Below are 16,426 nucleotides of genomic sequence, written 5' to 3'. Positions count from 1 at the left end.
CTTTTCCTCAGTCCGCAAAGGCGTATCGATCATGCGTAAGACTGCCCTTATCGCTCTGCTTTGTCTGTCCGGCCTGACCCAGGCTGCCCAGATGCCCGTGGCTGCCCTTCCCGGCGGCACGCTCATCTACAAGCACGTGCAAAGCATCCGTGAGCGCAAGTTTGCCGACATCGTCGAACAGAAAACCGATTTCAGCTGCGGCGCTGCCGCACTGGCCACGGTGTTACGCCAAGGCTATTGGCTCGACGTCGATGAGGAGCACATCATCAAAGGCATGCTGGTCAACGCAGACCAGGACCTTGTTCGTACTCAAGGTTTTTCCATGCTCGACATGAAGCGCTATATAGAAAGCATCGGCATGCGCGCCAGGGGCTACAAGATTCCGCCGGAAAAACTCGACGCTGTAACAATCCCGGTGGTGGTACTGATGGAAATTCGCGGCTACAAGCATTTCGTGGTGCTGCAGCGCTCGGACAAGGATTGGGTCTACATCGGAGACCCGGTACTCGGCCACAAACGCTACGCCCATGATGACTTTGTCAAAGGTTGGAACGGCATTGTCTTCGCCATCGTCGGCCCCGGTTATGACAAAACCAATGCATTACGCAGCCCGCCGACACCGCTGACGGCCAAGAACAAGCTGGATAACTTCAACCCTGTCAGAGATGCTGAATTGATGGACTTCGGGTTCATACAGAGCGACTTCTTTTAATCGCCGATTATAAAGAGTGGGACTGGATGTCCCGGGAGCAGCAGATGAAAACCTCATACTGGCTGGCCGCCGCCTGCCTGGCAGCGAGCGCGTCAGGCTATGCCAATGCAGGATTCAAACCCATAGAAATACAGGACAACGAACTGTCCGAGCTACGCGGTCGATATGTCATGCCGGGGCGAATCATCAGCTTCGGCATTGTCATGAGCAGTACCTGGCGCAACGCCAGTGGCGATCTGATCGGCGCAGCGACCTCGATGCAACTTCAGGCTGCCACGGTAAAACCGGAATTCTACGTTCAAACGATCAAGGAACACGGTAACGGCAACGCCCTCGCGACCGGTACCGGCACAGTCACCGGGGGCGCCGGGCTCAATAGCAGTCAGGGCGTAACCCAAAGCGTGCGCGCCGCTGGCGACAGCAACAGCGCCTACAACAACGTCGCGATCAATGTCTCGGAGGCCAATCAGGCCCCGGCGCTGGTGCCCGCCCAAGGGCAGGCGTTGATCGCCGGACAAACCATCGGTGGCAGTAACGCCGCTGGCAGCGTGGCGGTTTCGGCCACTGGCGGTGGCGTGCAAATGGCCATTCAGGCCTCGGGGAATCAGGGCACAGCCCTGCAACAAGTCGCCCAGGGTGGCTTGCTGCAGAACACCCGTTTGCTCGGCAGTGCCAACGTGGTCAATAACATGACTCAACTCAACGTGGTACTCAACAATAACGGCATGAGCGCCGGCGCACTGGACTGCAACCTGACTCAACTCAGGGCACTACGCAATATCGGATATTGAACTACGCTGAGTCTCGATCATTGGGCTTAAAGGGACGGCTTATTCATGTATCGATCAGTATCACTGCGTGCCGCTGTATGTTTGAGCACTCTTCTACCTGCAGCCATGTTGCAAGCGGCACCGGACGCCGACGTAGAAGCTCTGAAACAGGAACTCGTGGAGCTAAAGCAACGATACGAAGCACAACAAAAAGCACTGGCGGTACTCGAACAACGAGTCCGCCAAGTGGAAGACCAGCCGGCGGCGCCGCAACCGAAGCGTCTGGCCAAGTCGCCGTCCGACTTGAAAGGCAATCCTAAAGTGGCCACCGGCACCGGTGCAGCAGCAGCGTCGGGGGGCGCAGCCGGGGGCAGTGGCGCTTCTTACGGTCAGTCGCTGGCAGATGATTCGCAACCGGCGCAGAGCGTATCCAACCTGTACGACGAGGCCAGCGGTTTCTTCGGCGGGGGCAAATTCAGTCTTGAAACCGGCATCACCTATTCGCGCTACGACACCCGACAGCTGATCCTCAACGGCTTTCTCGCGCTGGACTCGATCTTCCTCGGCAACATCAACCTTGACCGGATCAAGGCGGATACCTGGACGCTCGACCTGACAGGCCGTTACAACTTCGACAACCGCTGGCAGTTCGACCTGAACGTACCGGTCATCTATCGCGACTCGACTTATCAGTCCGGCGGCGGCAACGGCGGCGCGTCCAATGTCACAACCGAACAGGATGTAACCCGTGACCCAACCCTCGGTGACGTGAACTTCGGCATCGCCTACAAGTTCCTCGACGAGTCGGCCAACACCCCGGACGCCGTGGTCACCTTGCGGGTCAAGGCACCGACCGGCAAGGATCCGTTCGGCATCAAGCTGCGCCAGAGCGATGCCAACTCCAACCTGTTCGTGCCTGACACCCTGCCAACCGGCAACGGCGTGTGGTCGGTCACCCCTGGCCTCTCGCTGGTCAAGACCTTCGACCCGGCGGTGCTGTTCGGCAGTTTGTCCTACACCCACAACCTGGAGGAGTCGTTTGACGACATCAGCTCGACCGTCAACCAGAAAACCCCGGGCAAGGTACAAATCGGCGACAGCTTCCAGATCGGTGCCGGTGTAGCTTTCGCACTGAACGAGAAGATGAGTATGTCGTTCTCGATGTCTGACCTGGTGCAGCGCAAGAGCAAGCTGAAACAGGATGGCGGCGATTGGCAATCGGTGGTGTCCAGTGACGCCAACGCCGGTTACTTCAACGTCGGCATGACCATCGCAGCCACCGACAACCTGACCATCGTGCCAAACCTGTCGATTGGTTTGACCGACGATGCACCGGACTTCACCTTCAGCCTGAAATTCCCGTACTACTTCTAAACCAGGAGAAACCGGTAGGCGCCGAGCTTGCTCGGCGCCTACGGGCTGCGATCTTTGTTCAGCGAATCTGATGCTTGTGCAGTAAGCGGTAAAACGTCGGCCGCGACACGCCAAGCACTTTCGCCGCGATGCTCAGGTTGTCGCTGTGCCGGTTCAATACATCGCACAACGCCTGGCGTTCGGCGCGAGTCTTGTAGTCTTCCAGCGTGCCCATGGGCGTAGCGATCGAGTGCTGGCTGATCAAGCCGAGATCCCGCGCTTCGATCTGCCGGCCTTCGGCCAACACCAGCCCACGGCGTACCCGGTTGGCCAGCTCTCGGACGTTGCCCGGCCAGTCGTGCTTGCCCATGGCAATCAGCGCGTCTTCACTGAAACTGCGCGGACGGCGGCCGGTTTCGTGGCTGTAGAAGTGCGAAAAGTGGTTGGCCAGCATCGACAGATCGCCATGCCGCTCCCGCAGTGGCGCGGTAACCACTTGCAGAACATTGAGCCGGTAATACAAATCTTCGCGAAAGCGTTTTTTCTCGATGGCGGCTTCCAGATCGACGTGCGTTGCCGCCAGTACCCGTACATCTACCGGAATCGGTTGACTGCCGCCGACCCGCTCAATGTGTTTTTCCTGAAGGAAACGCAACAGATTGGCCTGCAACTCCAGCGGCAAGTCACCGATCTCATCGAGAAACAAGGTGCCACCGTTGGCCGCCTCGATGCGCCCGACCTTGCGCTGATGCGCGCCGGTAAACGCGCCTTTTTCGTGGCCGAACAATTCGGACTGAATCAAATGTTCCGGAATCGCCCCGCAATTGATCGCCACAAACGGTTTGCTGTGGCGTTGCGATTGCCGATGCAGGGTACGCGCGACCAGTTCTTTACCGGTGCCGCTTTCGCCACGGATCAACACCGGCGATTCGGTCGGCGCCAGTTTGCTGAGCAACTTGCGCAGTTCGCGAATCGGCCTGCTGTCGCCGAGCAATTCATGTTCGGGCTGATCGACGTGAATCGTCCCCTGCCCGCGCAGGCGCGCCATGCCGAACGCCCGGCCGAGGGTAACTTGCACCCGCGACACATCGAACGGCAGGGTATGAAAATCGAAAAACCATTCGCAGACGAAATCGCCGACGTTCTGCAAACGCAGAACTTCCTGGTTGAGTACAGCGATCCATTCGGTGCCACTGCGGCTGATCAACTCTTTGACCGCTTCGGGGCGTTCCAGATGAAACGGCTGCAAGCGCAACAAGCCGACATCACAACTACGGTCGGCGGCGTTTTCCAGAGTACAACTGTCGACATCCCAACCTACCGCGCGCAAACCGGGCAATAAGCGGTGACAGTCGTCGCAGGGATCGACTACCAATAAACGTCTTAACGGAGGCGCTTCGCTCATGACTGTTCCTTGGCGCCAAATATTAGAAATGATTGTAAAAACAGTCATTTGGCAGACCCGACTGTAACATTAGCAAGATTTTGACAGCGCCTTGTACCGATTGCTTATAGGCGTACAAGCAAACACGTTATAAGAAACCAGGTTGTTAGTGTCCTATCGACTTGTTTTGCTTTCAAAGCTTTCACTAGGCTTTCGAAAGCCGTCTAAAAACCAGCCAGATGAAAGAAAGTTGAAATTTTCTTTGTGTCAGGTGTGACCCGCTAGCGGGTTGCGTGCATCAGTACAAGTAACCAGCCGAACGGTAAGCCCAACCGACGGCACATCACTTGATTGGGCACGACAGAGAGAAGACCCCATGACCGGCCCGCTCCGTATCAACGAAGCTCTTTTGATTGCCAACCACGCCTTCAAACCTTTCCAGTGCGTGGCCTGGGCTCCACAAGACGGCAATGGCGAACTGAGCCTGACCGTTGTCGATCGCACCAACTCGCACATCGGACGCAAACAAATTCCGAGCAGTGCCTATTCTGATCCGGCACAGCTCGAAGTGCTGTTGCAACAGGCCCGCGCTGAACTGAGCGAAGAGGGTTACCTGTTGCAATCCTGGTCGATGCCGCACTGATTTACACAGTACTGCGGATGACACTCAGGTCATCCGCAGCGCCCCTGTTAGTTGCACTTTCTTTTCCACGGCGCGTGCGCCTGTACAACATTAAGCGACGGCTTCAGGCATAACTGCTTGGCAGGCTTGCAATTGGTTCAAAAAGACACTGTTGTGGCACAGTGCGACCCTCCACCTGTTAGTTCTTACAGTTGAACTCCTTCGTTATCAGGGATTGAATATCCGGCTCATGCAGTTACCCACTCGGTTCCCGGGTGATGGTTAACTTGCAAGGAGATGCGTGCATGTTCAGTTCGAACGCTTTCGCGCTCGCGCCACCGTTAAACAGTGACGCACAGCTCGACAAAACCTTTGCCGCCCACGGCGTCGCGCAAGTGTATTTTGCCGGCAGCGAGTCAAGCATGACTCAAGGCGTCGCTGTCGATCAGCAAGGTCGCGTGCTGGTAGCGGCGAAAATCGGCACCGCCGCCGGCAGTCGTTTTGGCTTGGCACGCCTGCTTGCCGACGGTTCCGCGGATCTTGGCTTTGCTCATCAGGGCAGCGTAATTGCCGAATTCGCCCCTGGCTTTGAGGCTGCCGGCAGCAAAGTGCAAGTGTTGGCTGACGGCCGAATCCTGCTGGCCGGCTTTCATTATGAAAATGCCCGCCGCGCACTCCCCGCCCTCGCCCGCTTCGATGCTCAGGGCAATCGCGACTTGACGTTCGGCGATAACGGCGTGCAGATCGTCCGCCTGCCGGGGGACCTATCCATGGGCACCCGCGACGTCTGGCTGCCACCGGGCGTGCCGGGAGCCGAGGCCTGTGATTTCGCCGTGCAGCCTGACGGGCACGTCCTGTTGATCGCCAATCATCAATTCGAACTGGCTGACCATGTCGGCATGCTGATCCGCATCAAGCCTGACGGCACGCTGGACGAGACGTTCAACGGGCGCGGTTTCGTGATGGTCCGCCACCTGTTACTCAATACCTGGTTGAGCAGCCTGCTGTTGCAGGACGACGGCAGGATTGTAGTGGGCGGCTCGATCGATTTCCCGCAAGAAGGCCTGCTCGCCCGCTACCTGCCCAACGGCAGTCTCGACGAGCGTTTTGCCGTCGACGGTTTTATGGCATTCACCGCTGGCGGACGCAGTGCGCAAGTCAGTCAGGTCATCGAGTCGGCGCACCACCTGCACTGTTTTGGCAGCAGCCGCGACCCCATTCGCTGCCTGGCGCTCAGCCTTCATCGCAATGGCCGCCCCGACCTTCACCAACATGACGGATTGCCACAACTGCTGGAAATCGGCCCCAGTGGCTGCCAATGGAGCGCAGCGCAACGCATGAGCGACGGGCGCATTATTGCCGTCGGGGCAACCATTGGCGGGATCGAGGCGGACTTCATCGTTGCCCGCTATCTGAGCGATGGCGGCCTTGACTCGAGTTTTGGCCATGGCAAAGGCTGGTTACGCACGCGATTGGGGCGAAGTCTGGACACAGCCAATTCACTGGCCATGCAAAAGGATGGCGCGATCCTCGTTGGTGGTTATTCCCTCGATGGCAATTATCGGGCGATGGTCGCGCGCTACCTCAATCACTAGATCTTTGTCAGTTGCAGGCAAAAATCTGTAAGAACTGATGGGTGAAACGAAGCTGCGATTTTTGACTTTGTTTTTAAAACCAAGATCAACATCAAAAGATCGCAGCCTGCGGCAACTCCTACAGGGCGACAGGCTATTGAGTTGAGCCATTAAGCACTTGAACTTGCGTGACACATCCGGCAACTTGCGCGCTTCTCAAGACAAGGAGCAACCGATGTCCGGTTCAATGGCCCAGGCGTTCGCGCAAAACTTTCTCGGGCACTCGCCACGCTGGTACAAGGCGACCATCGTCGGTTTCCTGATCCTCAATGCGCTGGTGTTATGGACGGTCGGCCCGGTCGCTGCCGGCTGGCTGCTGGTGATCGAATTCATTTTCACCCTGGCGATGGCACTCAAGTGTTATCCATTGATGCCCGGCGGGCTGCTGCTGATCGAAGCGCTGCTGCTGAAAATGACCACGCCACAAGCGCTTTACGATGAACTGGTGCACAACTTCCCGGTGATCCTGCTGCTGATGTTCATGGTCGCCGGCATCTACTTCATGAAGGATCTGCTGCTGTATCTGTTCTCGCGCCTGCTGTTGGGTGTGCGCTCGAAAGCGGCGCTGGCGTTGATGTTCTGTTTCCTCTCGGCCTTCCTCTCGGCATTTCTTGATGCCTTGACCGTGACCGCGGTAATCATCAGTGCCGCCGTCGGTTTCTATTCGGTGTATCACCGGGTGGCCTCGGGCAACGATCCGCGCCAGGACAGCGAGTTCGGCGACGATCAGCACCTGCCAAAGCTGCACCACGATGACCTTGAGCAATTTCGCGCGTTCCTGCGCAGCCTGCTGATGCACGGCGCAGTCGGCACCGCGCTGGGCGGTGTCTGCACGCTGGTGGGCGAGCCGCAGAATCTGTTGATCGGTCACGAAATGGGCTGGCACTTCGCTGAGTTCTTCCTGAAAGTCGCCCCGGTTTCGTTGCCGGTATTGGCGGCAGGCCTGGTGACGTGTGTGCTGCTGGAGAAACTGCGTTGGTTCGGTTACGGCACGCTGCTGCCGGACAACGTCCGCGCCGTGCTAGCCAATTACGCGGCCGAAGACGATGCTGAACGCACCTCACGCCAACGCGCTGCGTTGCTGGTGCAAGGTACGGCGGCGCTGATCCTGATTGGCTGCCTGGCGTTTCACGTAGCGGAAGTCGGCCTGATCGGCTTGATGGTGATTGTACTGATCACGGCGTTCAGCGGGATTACCGACGAGCATCGCTTGGGCAGCGCATTCAAGGACGCGATGCCGTTTACTGCGCTGCTGGTGGTGTTCTTTGCGGTGGTAGCGGTGATTCACGATCAACAGCTGTTTGCACCGCTGATCGAGTGGGTGTTGGCGCTGCCCGTCGAGCAACAACCGGGCATGCTGTTTATCGCCAACGGCGTGCTGTCGGCGATCAGTGACAACGTATTTGTCGCGACGATTTACATCACGGAAGTGAAACAGGCGTTCCTGGCCGGACACATGAGCCGTGAACATTTCGAGACGCTGGCGATTGCGATCAACACTGGCACCAACCTGCCGAGTGTGGCCACGCCGAATGGTCAGGCCGCGTTTCTGTTCCTGCTGACCTCGGCGATTGCGCCGCTGGTACGCTTGTCGTACGGGCGAATGGTGTGGATGGCGTTGCCCTACACCGTCGTGATGGGCCTGCTGGGCTGGTATGCCGTCAGCTACTGGCTCTGACAACAAACTTGAAAAACGCCGGCTGCGATCTTTTGATTGTTTTTATGAAGCAAGATCAAAAGATCGCCGCCTTCGGCAGCTTCTACAGGTGTGACTGGAGGATGTATTTTTCGATGGCCTGGGCCACGCCGTCTTCGGTGTTGGGGGCGGTGACCACATCGGCCTGGCGCTTTACCGCCTCCTCCGCCTGGCCCATGGCAATCGACAGCCCCGCACAATGGAACATCGCCGGGTCGTTGCCGCCGTCACCGATGGCAGCGGTGTGCTCCAGCGGCACGCCAAGGTGTTTGGCCAGGGTCGCCAATGCCGTGCCTTTGTTGGCTTCCAGCGCGGTGACATCCAGATACACCGGTTGCGAGCGCGAAACCTGCGCCATGCCGTTGACCTTGGCTAACAACCGCGCCTCCAACTCAACCAACAGTTCAGTGTTGTTGCTGGTCGCGACAATCTTGTCGATGCGCTCCAGGTACGGCTCGAAGCTCTCAACCACCACCGGCGGATAGCCGAGGCCATGCTGCTCGCGCGGCACCATCGGCCCGTGCGGGTCCTTCAGCAGCCAGTCGCCACCGCTGAACACCCAGATTTCGACATCCGGCTGATCAGCGAAGGTTGCCAGCGCAATCAGCGCGGTGGTCGCCGGCAAGTAATGCGCCACCAGCAAACTGCCGTCCGGGTTGACGATGGTGCCGCCATTGAACGCCGCTGTCGGCACATCAACGCCCAACGCCTCGATCTGTTGCAACATGGCTTTCGGTGGACGCCCGGTGGCCAGGCTGAACAACACGCCGGCCTCGCGCAACGAACGGACAGCATCCAGGGTGCGCTGGCTCAGGGTGTGATCGGGCAGCAACAGCGTGCCGTCCATGTCACTGAGCAGAAAACGGATAGGTTGTTTCGGCAAATCACTCATCCGAGACCATGCCAGACGCGGCCATCGCGAGTCAGCAGTTCTTCGGCAGCTTGCGGGCCATCTTCACCGGCGGCGTAGGTCTGAATGCTTGCGTCCTGCTGCCAGGCATCAAGGAACGGTTGCACCGCACGCCAGCCGTTCTCGATGTTGTCGGCGCGCTGGAACAGCGTCTGGTCGCCGGTCAGGCAGTCGTAGATCAGCGTTTCGTAGCCGGTCGACGGCTGCATCTCGAAGAAGTCTTTGTAGGCAAACCCCAGCTCGATGTTAGCCATGTTCAACGCCGGCCCCGGCCGTTTGGCCAGCAGGTCGAACCACATGCCCTCGTTGGGCTGAATCTGGATGCGCAGATAGGTCGGTTGCAGCTCGTCGACTTCGGTGTCACGGAACTGCGCGTACGGCGCCGGTTTGAAGCAGATGACAATCTCGGTGTCGCGCACGCTCATGCGTTTGCCCGTGCGCAGGTAGAACGGCACGCCGACCCAGCGCCAGTTATCGATCATCACCTTCAGGGCGACGTAGGTTTCGGTGCTGCTGTCGGGTGCAACGTTGGCTTCTTCGCGGTAACCGTTCAACGGCTTGCCGCCGACTTCACCCGCGCTGTACTGACCGCGCACCGAGTTGGCCCGAGCCTCTTCGACGGTCCACGGGCGGATCGCACCGACCACTTTGGCCTTCTCGCCACGCACCGCATCGGCGCCGAACGCCGCCGGTGGTTCCATGGCAACCATGGCCAGCAACTGGAACAGGTGATTGGGCACCATGTCACGCAGCGCACCGGTGTGTTCGTAAAAACTGCCACGGGTTTCGACGCCGACGGTTTCGGCGGCGGTGATCTGTACGTGGTCGATGTAATGGTTGTTCCAGAAGGCTTCGAACAGACTGTTGGAGAACCGGCTGACCAGAATGTTCTGCACGGTTTCCTTGCCCAGGTAATGGTCGATCCGATAGATCTGCTTCTCGGACATCACCTTGAGCAAACAGGCGTTGAGCGCCTCGGCGGTTTGCAGATCGGAGCCGAACGGCTTCTCGATCACCACCCTTCTGAACGCTTCCGGGGCTTCTTCGAGCAAACCGGCGCTGCCGAGACGGCGCACCACTTCACTGAAGAATCGCGGTGCGGTGGCCAGGTAAAACACCGCATTGCCGGTGCCGCTGTCGGCGATTTTCGCCGCCAGCGCGGAATATGTGCTGTCGTCCAGGAAGTCCCCCTGAACATAGCTGATACCTTTGGCGAGCTTGGCCCACAAGGCCGGATCAAGCATCTGATCGCCCTTGCCGACCTTCGCCGCCGCTTCGGTACGGATGAAGTCTTCGAGCTTCTGCGCGAAGGCCTCATCGGTAATGGCGTTGTGGTCAACGCCGACGATCCGCAGATTCTCGTCAAGCAGGCCGTCGCGACTGAGGTTGTACAGCGCTGGCATCAGCAAACGCTTGACCAGGTCGCCGTGGGCACCGAACAAAAACAGCGTGGTCGGTGGTGCGGGTTCTGCCTTCGATTTTCTACGGATCGTATGGGTCATTTCTTCGGTGTCTCCACGTGGCCGCCGAAGCCGAAGCGCTGGGCCGAAAGAATCTTGTCGCCAAAGGTGCCTTGACCGCGCGAACGGTAGCGCGAGAACAGCGAGTTCGACAGCACCGGTACCGGCACCGCTTGTTCCATAGCCGCTTCGATGGTCCATTGACCTTCGCCGCTGTCGGCGACGGAACCGGAGAAACCGTCGAGTTTCGGATCGCTGGCCAAGGCATCGGCGGTCAGGTCGAGCAGCCAGGACGACACCACACTGCCACGACGCCACACTTCGGCGATGTCGGCGACGTTGAGGTCGAAACGCTGATCTTCCGGCAGACGCTCGCTGGACTTGGTCTTGAGGATGTCGAAGCCCTCGGCGAACGCGGCCATCATGCCGTACTCGATACCGTTGTGAATCATCTTCACGAAGTGGCCCGCACCGGCAGGGCCGGCGTGGATGTAGCCGTGTTCGGCACGGTGGTCGTCGGACTTGCGATCCTTGGTGCGCGGGATGTCGCCCATGCCCGGCGCCAGTGCGGCGAACAGCGGGTCGAGGCGCTGCACGGTTTCAGCGTCGCCGCCGATCATCATGCAATAGCCGCGCTCCAGGCCCCAGACGCCGCCGGAGGTACCCACGTCGATGTAGTGCAGGCCCTTCTCGGCCAGGCTCTTGGCCCGACGGATATCATCCTTATAGTTGGTGTTGCCGCCGTCGATGATGGTATCGCCAGCTTCAAGCAGAGTGCTCAGGGTGGCGATGGTGTCTTCGGTCGGCGCGCCGGCCGGCAGCATGACCCAGACCGCACGCGGTTTGGCCAGGCCGGCAACCAGTGCCGGGAGGTCGGCGACGCCGGTGGAGCCCTCGGCGACCAGGTTATCGATGAAAGCGGTATTGCGGTCGTAAACAACGGTGGTGTGACCGTTGAGCATCAGACGCCGCGCAATATTGCCGCCCATGCGGCCCAGTCCAATAATCCCGAGTTGCATGTGCTGATGCTCCTTACTACAAATAAATGTGTGTCATTGGTTATAGCCCAACGCGACTGATGGAGGTTAGTCCAGAGCGTTGCGATGAAGTTTCCGTGCATTGTGCCCGAATCAGACTGATAACGCCCCGAAACGTGGCGAAGACACACCGACCCTGAAAAATAAAAAAGTTCCATTCACAAGCAAAAGAAATCAAAATTGGCGCCGATAGTAAGTCAGCAGCCAAAAACGGCAGCGATTTACAGTTGATGCACGCCATTTGCGAGGTGAGCAATGGGCACAGTACACACAGCAATGCCGCCACAAACCCTGTACGTGACAATCCGTCGCGATGAATTGCGCCAGTTGAAAGACGAGCGCGACCAACTCAAGCAGGAGCTGGCGCAGTTGCGCGCGTTGACTCAGGGCGCTCAGCCCAAACCTCTGCCGGTGGTCATGCGCAACCCGCACGCCTGACCCCGCCTGATCGGGAACGGCGCCCGTCGTTCCCTACATGATTCACCTCTGACGGTCATCTGCAACTAACAAAGTTTTCACATCCCCTTGGTGATACTCCGGCGCATTCTGGCCGGACGTTCGCGTGCGGCCTCCGTTCGTCGGTTCCATGGAAGCTTTCCGGCGGTGGTTGCAACGACTGAGCTGGAGTGCTGAATGGCATTGTTCAAACGCAGCAAAACGACTGCGACAGGTTTCGACTGGGCCGGACTTCTCTGGCTGTTCGTTTTCTTCTGGTACTTTTCCGGTATTACCCAGCTGCTGATTCAGTTGACCGGCACCTCCGGGTTCACCGGGTTCCGCCAGGCGTTCGTGATGAGCGCGATCTGGCTGGCGCCGATGTTGCTGTTCCCCAAGCGCACCAAACTGCTCGCCGCCGTGATCGGCATCGTGTTGTGGGCCTGCTCGATGGCCAGCCTGGGTTACTTCTTCATCTATCAGCAGGAATTCTCCCAGAGCGTCATCTTCATCATGTTCGAGTCGAACATCTCTGAAGCGGGCGAGTACATGACTCAGTACTTTGCCTGGTGGATGATTCCAGCGTTTCTTGCCCACACCTTGTTCGCCTACTTCCTCTGGACTCGCCTGCGCCCGGTGTACCTGCCCCGTGGCCGTGCGTTCGTGGCAGCCATGGCGATTATCGTGGCCGTCGTCGGCTATCCGCTGGTCAAGCAGACCATGCGCACCGGCAGCTTCGCCGGCGGTTTCGAAAAATTCGAAACACGCATCGAGCCTGCCGTGCCGTGGCAGATGGCCGTGGCGTATCACCGCTACCTCGACACCCTCGCCGAAATGCAGGGCATGCTGCACAGCGCCAGCAAGATCCCGCCGCTGCACAACCTCAAGGATGCCGGTGCCAATCAGCCTTCCACGCTGGTGCTGGTGATCGGTGAATCGACCAACCGTCAGCGCATGAGCCTCTACGGCTACCCGCGCAAGACCACGCCAGAACTGGACAAACTCAAAGACCAGCTCGCCGTGTTCGACAACGTCATCACTCCGCGCCCTTACACCATCGAGGCGCTGCAACAGGTGCTGACGTTTGCCGATGAAGAACACCCGGATCTGTACCTGTCGACACCGTCGCTGGTGAGCATGATGAAACAGGCCGGCTACAAGACCTTCTGGATCACCAACCAGCAGACCATGACCAAGCGCAACACCATGCTTACTACGTTCTCCGAGCAGGCCGATGAGCAGGTGTACCTGAACAACAACCGCAACCAGAACGCGGCGCAGTACGATGGCGACGTAATCGAGCCGTTCAACAAGGCCCTGACCGATCCTGCGCAACGCAAACTCATCGTCGTGCATTTGCTCGGCACGCACATGAGCTATCAGTACCGTTATCCGCCGAGCTACGACAAGTTCCAGGATCGCGATGGCGTACCGGCCGGCGTGCGTGACGATCAGTTGCCGACCTACAACAGCTACGACAATGCGGTGCTGTACAACGATTTCGTGGTCTCCAGCCTGATCAAGGATTACGCCAAGTCCGACCCGAACGGTTTCCTGCTGTACCTCTCCGACCACGGCGAAGACGTCTTTGACTCGGTCGGCCACAGCACGCTGGGACGCAACGAAAACAAACCGACTGCGCCGATGTACACCATTCCCTTCATGGCCTGGGCTTCGCCGAAGTGGCGTGAAAACCATGACTGGAGCTTCGCTGGTGATCTCGGGCGGCCGTATAGCAGCTCGCAGTTGATCCACACGTGGGCGGACATGGCCGGATTGAGTTTTGATGAGCTTGATCGCAGCAAAAGCCTGGTCAGCGACAGCTTCAAGCCGCGTCCGCTGCTGATCGGCAACCCGTATGAGCGTGAACAGCGAGCGTTGATCGACTTCAGCCTGATGAAGCCGAAGAAACCCGACGCTCCCCCAGCGGATGTCGCACAAAAGTAACAACAGAAAGGGGCCGAAACGGCCCCTTTTTCTGGCCTTGGAAATATCCTTAAATAATAATATTTCTCGTTTGATACTAAATCGCGACTCCCCTCTTCGTCTTTGAACCAAAGGATATTCCCCTCGAAGACAAGGAGTCGGCTGCGATGTTCGCGCCTATCACCCGTTCCATTTCCCTCACCCTCGGCCTGTGCGGTGCCGCATTCAGCGCCGATCTGTTGGCCGAAAACGACGTTGACAATCAGTCCGAGCCTGCCGCGCCGGCGCTGGAACTGGCTTCCACCAGCGTCACCGCCGAAGGCTTGGGCACCACCACTGAAAACACTGATTCTTATACGACCGGCGCGATGAGCACGGCGACGCGGTTGAACCTGTCGATCAAGGAAACCCCGCAATCGGTGTCCGTGGTCACTCGTCAGCAAATGGATGATTTCAAACTCGGTACATTGTCCGAGGCCATGCGTCAGACCACCGGGGTCGTTGTGCAGCACCTCGATTCGGACCGCGTGAACTATTCGTCACGCGGTTATTCGATCAACAACTTCCAGATCGACGGGATGCTCAACACCTTCGACCGGATGAAGACCGACGCCGACACCATCATCTATGACCGCATTGAAGTGGTGCGCGGCGCCACGGGCCTGACCACTGGCGCGGGCGATCCTTCTGCGACCATCAACATGGTGCGCAAGCGGCCGACTGCACAATTGCAGGCGCTGGCCGGGGTCAGCGGCGGCAGCTATGACGATTACTACAGCTACGTCGATGTCGGTGGCCCGCTGGCGTTCGATGGCCGTCTGCGCGGGCGTACGGTATTGGCGTATCGCGACAGCCAATCGATACGCGACAAATACGCCCTGCAACGCGAGGTCGGCTACGGCATTCTCGAAGCTGACCTGACCGAGTCCACCGTACTTGCCGTCGGTTATGACTATCAGGATAAACAGGTCCAAGGCAGTTCCTGGGGCACCGTGCCTTACTGGAATGCCGATGGCAGCAAGGCTGGTCTCGGGCGCTCGACCAACATGGCGACCTCGTGGAGTTCCTGGCCGCTGCGCGACAAAACCGCCTTCGCTACCCTCGACCAACAACTGGCGGGAGGCTGGAAACTCCGGGCGGCATACACCCATCGCAAAAGTGACTCCGACGGCAAAACCTATTACGGCGGTGGAGGCTTTCCCGAGGCCGACCGCAGCGGCATGACCGCCTACATGGGCCACATGATCGGCGACCAGAGCATGAACGCCTATGACTTCAATGTCTCCGGGCCCTATTCGCTGCTCGGTCGTGAACACGAATTGATGTTCGGTTATGGCGAAGCCGAGCGTCGAGCCGACTCTCCCTACACCATAGACGGCCCGCGAGCGGCGGATTACGAGAGTATTCGTGACTGGAAATACATGGGGGACATTGCCAGGTTTTCCGACACCGTCACCGGCCTGAGCGGCTCCAAAAGCAAGACGCGGCAGAAGGCCGGGTATCTGGCGACCCGCCTGAGTTTCACGGACGAATTGCATGCCGTCCTCGGCAGCCGTTACGGCAGTTGGGAGGATTCCAGCCGCGACAGCTATTACGACGATCAGTTGAAATTGAGCAGCGTCGACGCCACCAGCCAGCGCCATAACGACATCTGGACACCTTACGCTGGCCTGCTCTATGACCTGACGCCGGAATACACCGCCTACGTCAGCTACACCGACATTTTCAAACCGCAAAGCAATCGCGACAGCAGCCGCAATTACCTCGATCCGGTGGTTGGCAGCAATTACGAACTGGGACTCAAGGGCAGCCTGCTGGAAGAACGCCTGAATCTGTCGACGGCAGTGTTCTGGAGCAAACAGGACAACGTTGCCGAAGTCGACGATTCGGTCGCGCCGGATCCGGTCACCGGCGAGGAGTTCTACAAAAGCGGCGGCAAGGGCAACAAGGTCAATGGCTTTGAAGCCGAAGTCTCCGGCGAGATCCTCCATGGCTGGAACATGACCGCCGGTTACACCTACACCCATTCAGTGAATGGCGACAAGGAGCGCACCAACACCAACCAACCGCTGAACATGCTGCGTTTGTCCACGGCGTATCGCTTGCCAGGCAACTGGAATGCCTTGACGGTTGGCGGCGCAGTAAATTGGCAGAGCGACGTTTATGGCAATTCCAACCGCCCGGTCGGGCGTGGTGCCAATGGCCGGATCATCACCGAGCGTACGCGAATCAGCCAGGACGCTTACACCGTGGTCAATCTGATGTCGCGTTATGAATTTGACAAGCACCTGTCAGCATCGCTGAACGTCAACAACCTGTTCGACAAGAAGTATTACGACAACGTCGGTTTCTACAACGGCGTGTACTGGGGTGACCCGCGCACGGTAACCTTGAGCCTGGACTGGAAGCTCTGACCTCTGCCCTGCCACCACGATCAATTGTGGTGAGGGGCATTACCCCCTCACCACAGATGTGTCCGGGACCATT

General features: G+C 58.7%; 13 protein-coding genes. 9 read left to right on the top strand and 4 right to left on the bottom strand.

The features are described 5' to 3' along the window. Positions 1-31: 31 nt before the first annotated feature. The 3 genes from JFT81_RS00605 to JFT81_RS00595 are packed head-to-tail and all read left to right on the top strand — an operon-like array spanning position 32 to position 2,856. A complete protein-coding gene (locus JFT81_RS00605; protein WP_201225475.1) occupies positions 32-712 on the top strand; it encodes a C39 family peptidase in 681 nt (226 codons plus the stop codon). Between the two features lie 44 nt (positions 713-756). Continuing rightward, positions 757-1,503 carry a hypothetical protein gene (locus tag JFT81_RS00600; protein ID WP_201225473.1) on the top strand — a complete coding sequence of 249 codons (747 nt, stop codon included), beginning with the start codon at positions 757-759 and terminating at the stop codon, positions 1,501-1,503. 45 nt (positions 1,504-1,548) lie between these two features. Next, positions 1,549-2,856 (top strand): hypothetical protein, encoded by a 1,308-nt coding sequence (locus JFT81_RS00595; protein ID WP_201225471.1) that lies wholly within the window; start codon positions 1,549-1,551, stop codon positions 2,854-2,856. A 58-nt stretch (positions 2,857-2,914) separates the two neighbouring features. On the opposite strand, the gene JFT81_RS00590 is transcribed toward JFT81_RS00595, so the two are convergent. Continuing rightward, on the bottom strand, positions 2,915-4,240 hold the full coding sequence (locus JFT81_RS00590) for a sigma-54 dependent transcriptional regulator (protein ID WP_201225469.1): 1,326 nt from the start codon (positions 4,238-4,240) through the stop codon (positions 2,915-2,917). Positions 4,241-4,595: 355 nt separating this feature from the next. Between JFT81_RS00590 and JFT81_RS00585 the strand changes: the two genes are divergently transcribed. The 3 genes from JFT81_RS00585 to nhaB all read left to right on the top strand — a co-directional run bounded on the left by JFT81_RS00585 (position 4,596) and on the right by nhaB (position 8,153). Further along, complete coding sequence (locus JFT81_RS00585; protein WP_201225468.1) at positions 4,596-4,862, top strand: hypothetical protein; 267 nt, start codon at positions 4,596-4,598, stop codon at positions 4,860-4,862. A 284-nt stretch (positions 4,863-5,146) separates the two neighbouring features. Then, complete coding sequence (locus tag JFT81_RS00580) at positions 5,147-6,436, top strand: hypothetical protein (protein WP_201225466.1); 1,290 nt, start codon at positions 5,147-5,149, stop codon at positions 6,434-6,436. 214 nt (positions 6,437-6,650) lie between these two features. Then, entirely contained in the window at positions 6,651-8,153 is a 1,503-nt protein-coding gene (gene nhaB, locus JFT81_RS00575) for a sodium/proton antiporter NhaB (RefSeq protein ID WP_201225464.1), read from the top strand. A gap of 82 nt (positions 8,154-8,235) precedes the next feature. Here the strand turns inward: nhaB and JFT81_RS00570 are convergent, their stop codons facing one another. The 3 genes from JFT81_RS00570 to gnd are packed head-to-tail and all read right to left on the bottom strand — an operon-like array spanning position 8,236 to position 11,560. Then, on the bottom strand, positions 8,236-9,063 hold the full coding sequence (locus JFT81_RS00570) for an HAD family hydrolase (RefSeq protein ID WP_201225457.1): 828 nt from the start codon (positions 9,061-9,063) through the stop codon (positions 8,236-8,238). Then, a complete protein-coding gene (gene zwf / locus JFT81_RS00565; protein ID WP_201225455.1) occupies positions 9,060-10,583 on the bottom strand; it encodes a glucose-6-phosphate dehydrogenase in 1,524 nt (507 codons plus the stop codon). The genes JFT81_RS00570 and zwf overlap by 4 nt, the downstream gene beginning before the upstream one ends. Beyond that, complete coding sequence (gene gnd, locus JFT81_RS00560; RefSeq protein WP_201147906.1) at positions 10,580-11,560, bottom strand: phosphogluconate dehydrogenase (NAD(+)-dependent, decarboxylating); 981 nt, start codon at positions 11,558-11,560, stop codon at positions 10,580-10,582. The genes zwf and gnd overlap by 4 nt, the downstream gene beginning before the upstream one ends. Before the next feature lie 273 nt (positions 11,561-11,833). On the opposite strand from gnd, the gene JFT81_RS00555 reads away from it, so the two are divergent. The 3 genes from JFT81_RS00555 (at position 11,834) to JFT81_RS00545 (ending at position 16,353) form a co-directional block, all read left to right on the top strand. Then, positions 11,834-12,016, top strand: coding sequence for a DUF6026 family protein (locus JFT81_RS00555; RefSeq protein WP_008082537.1), 183 nt, complete (start codon positions 11,834-11,836; stop codon positions 12,014-12,016). A gap of 195 nt (positions 12,017-12,211) precedes the next feature. Continuing rightward, positions 12,212-13,960, top strand: a complete 1,749-nt coding sequence (locus JFT81_RS00550; protein ID WP_201225453.1) for a phosphoethanolamine transferase CptA — start codon at positions 12,212-12,214, stop codon at positions 13,958-13,960. A 146-nt stretch (positions 13,961-14,106) separates the two neighbouring features. Beyond that, positions 14,107-16,353, top strand: a complete 2,247-nt coding sequence (locus tag JFT81_RS00545; RefSeq protein WP_201225451.1) for a TonB-dependent siderophore receptor — start codon at positions 14,107-14,109, stop codon at positions 16,351-16,353. The last annotated feature ends 73 nt before the right edge of the window (positions 16,354-16,426 follow it).

The sequence above is a fragment of the Pseudomonas sp. TH43 genome (assembly GCF_016650635.1).
Classification (GTDB): Bacteria; Pseudomonadota; Gammaproteobacteria; order Pseudomonadales; family Pseudomonadaceae; genus Aquipseudomonas.
Note: the sequence above shows the minus strand (reverse complement) of the source record. Positions and strands in the feature narration are given on the sequence as shown.

Coding starts and splice junctions, on each gene's coding strand:
- JFT81_RS00605 (WP_201225475.1), top strand. CDS start 32: ATGCGTAAGACTGCCCTTATCGCTCTGCTTTGTCTGTCCGGCCTGACC.
- JFT81_RS00600 (WP_201225473.1), top strand. CDS start 757: ATGAAAACCTCATACTGGCTGGCCGCCGCCTGCCTGGCAGCGAGCGCG.
- JFT81_RS00595 (WP_201225471.1), top strand. CDS start 1,549: ATGTATCGATCAGTATCACTGCGTGCCGCTGTATGTTTGAGCACTCTT.
- JFT81_RS00590 (WP_201225469.1), bottom strand. CDS start 4,240: ATGAGCGAAGCGCCTCCGTTAAGACGTTTATTGGTAGTCGATCCCTGC.
- JFT81_RS00585 (WP_201225468.1), top strand. CDS start 4,596: ATGACCGGCCCGCTCCGTATCAACGAAGCTCTTTTGATTGCCAACCAC.
- JFT81_RS00580 (WP_201225466.1), top strand. CDS start 5,147: ATGTTCAGTTCGAACGCTTTCGCGCTCGCGCCACCGTTAAACAGTGAC.
- nhaB (WP_201225464.1), top strand. CDS start 6,651: ATGTCCGGTTCAATGGCCCAGGCGTTCGCGCAAAACTTTCTCGGGCAC.
- JFT81_RS00570 (WP_201225457.1), bottom strand. CDS start 9,063: ATGAGTGATTTGCCGAAACAACCTATCCGTTTTCTGCTCAGTGACATG.
- zwf (WP_201225455.1), bottom strand. CDS start 10,583: ATGACCCATACGATCCGTAGAAAATCGAAGGCAGAACCCGCACCACCG.
- gnd (WP_201147906.1), bottom strand. CDS start 11,560: ATGCAACTCGGGATTATTGGACTGGGCCGCATGGGCGGCAATATTGCG.
- JFT81_RS00555 (WP_008082537.1), top strand. CDS start 11,834: ATGGGCACAGTACACACAGCAATGCCGCCACAAACCCTGTACGTGACA.
- JFT81_RS00550 (WP_201225453.1), top strand. CDS start 12,212: ATGGCATTGTTCAAACGCAGCAAAACGACTGCGACAGGTTTCGACTGG.
- JFT81_RS00545 (WP_201225451.1), top strand. CDS start 14,107: ATGTTCGCGCCTATCACCCGTTCCATTTCCCTCACCCTCGGCCTGTGC.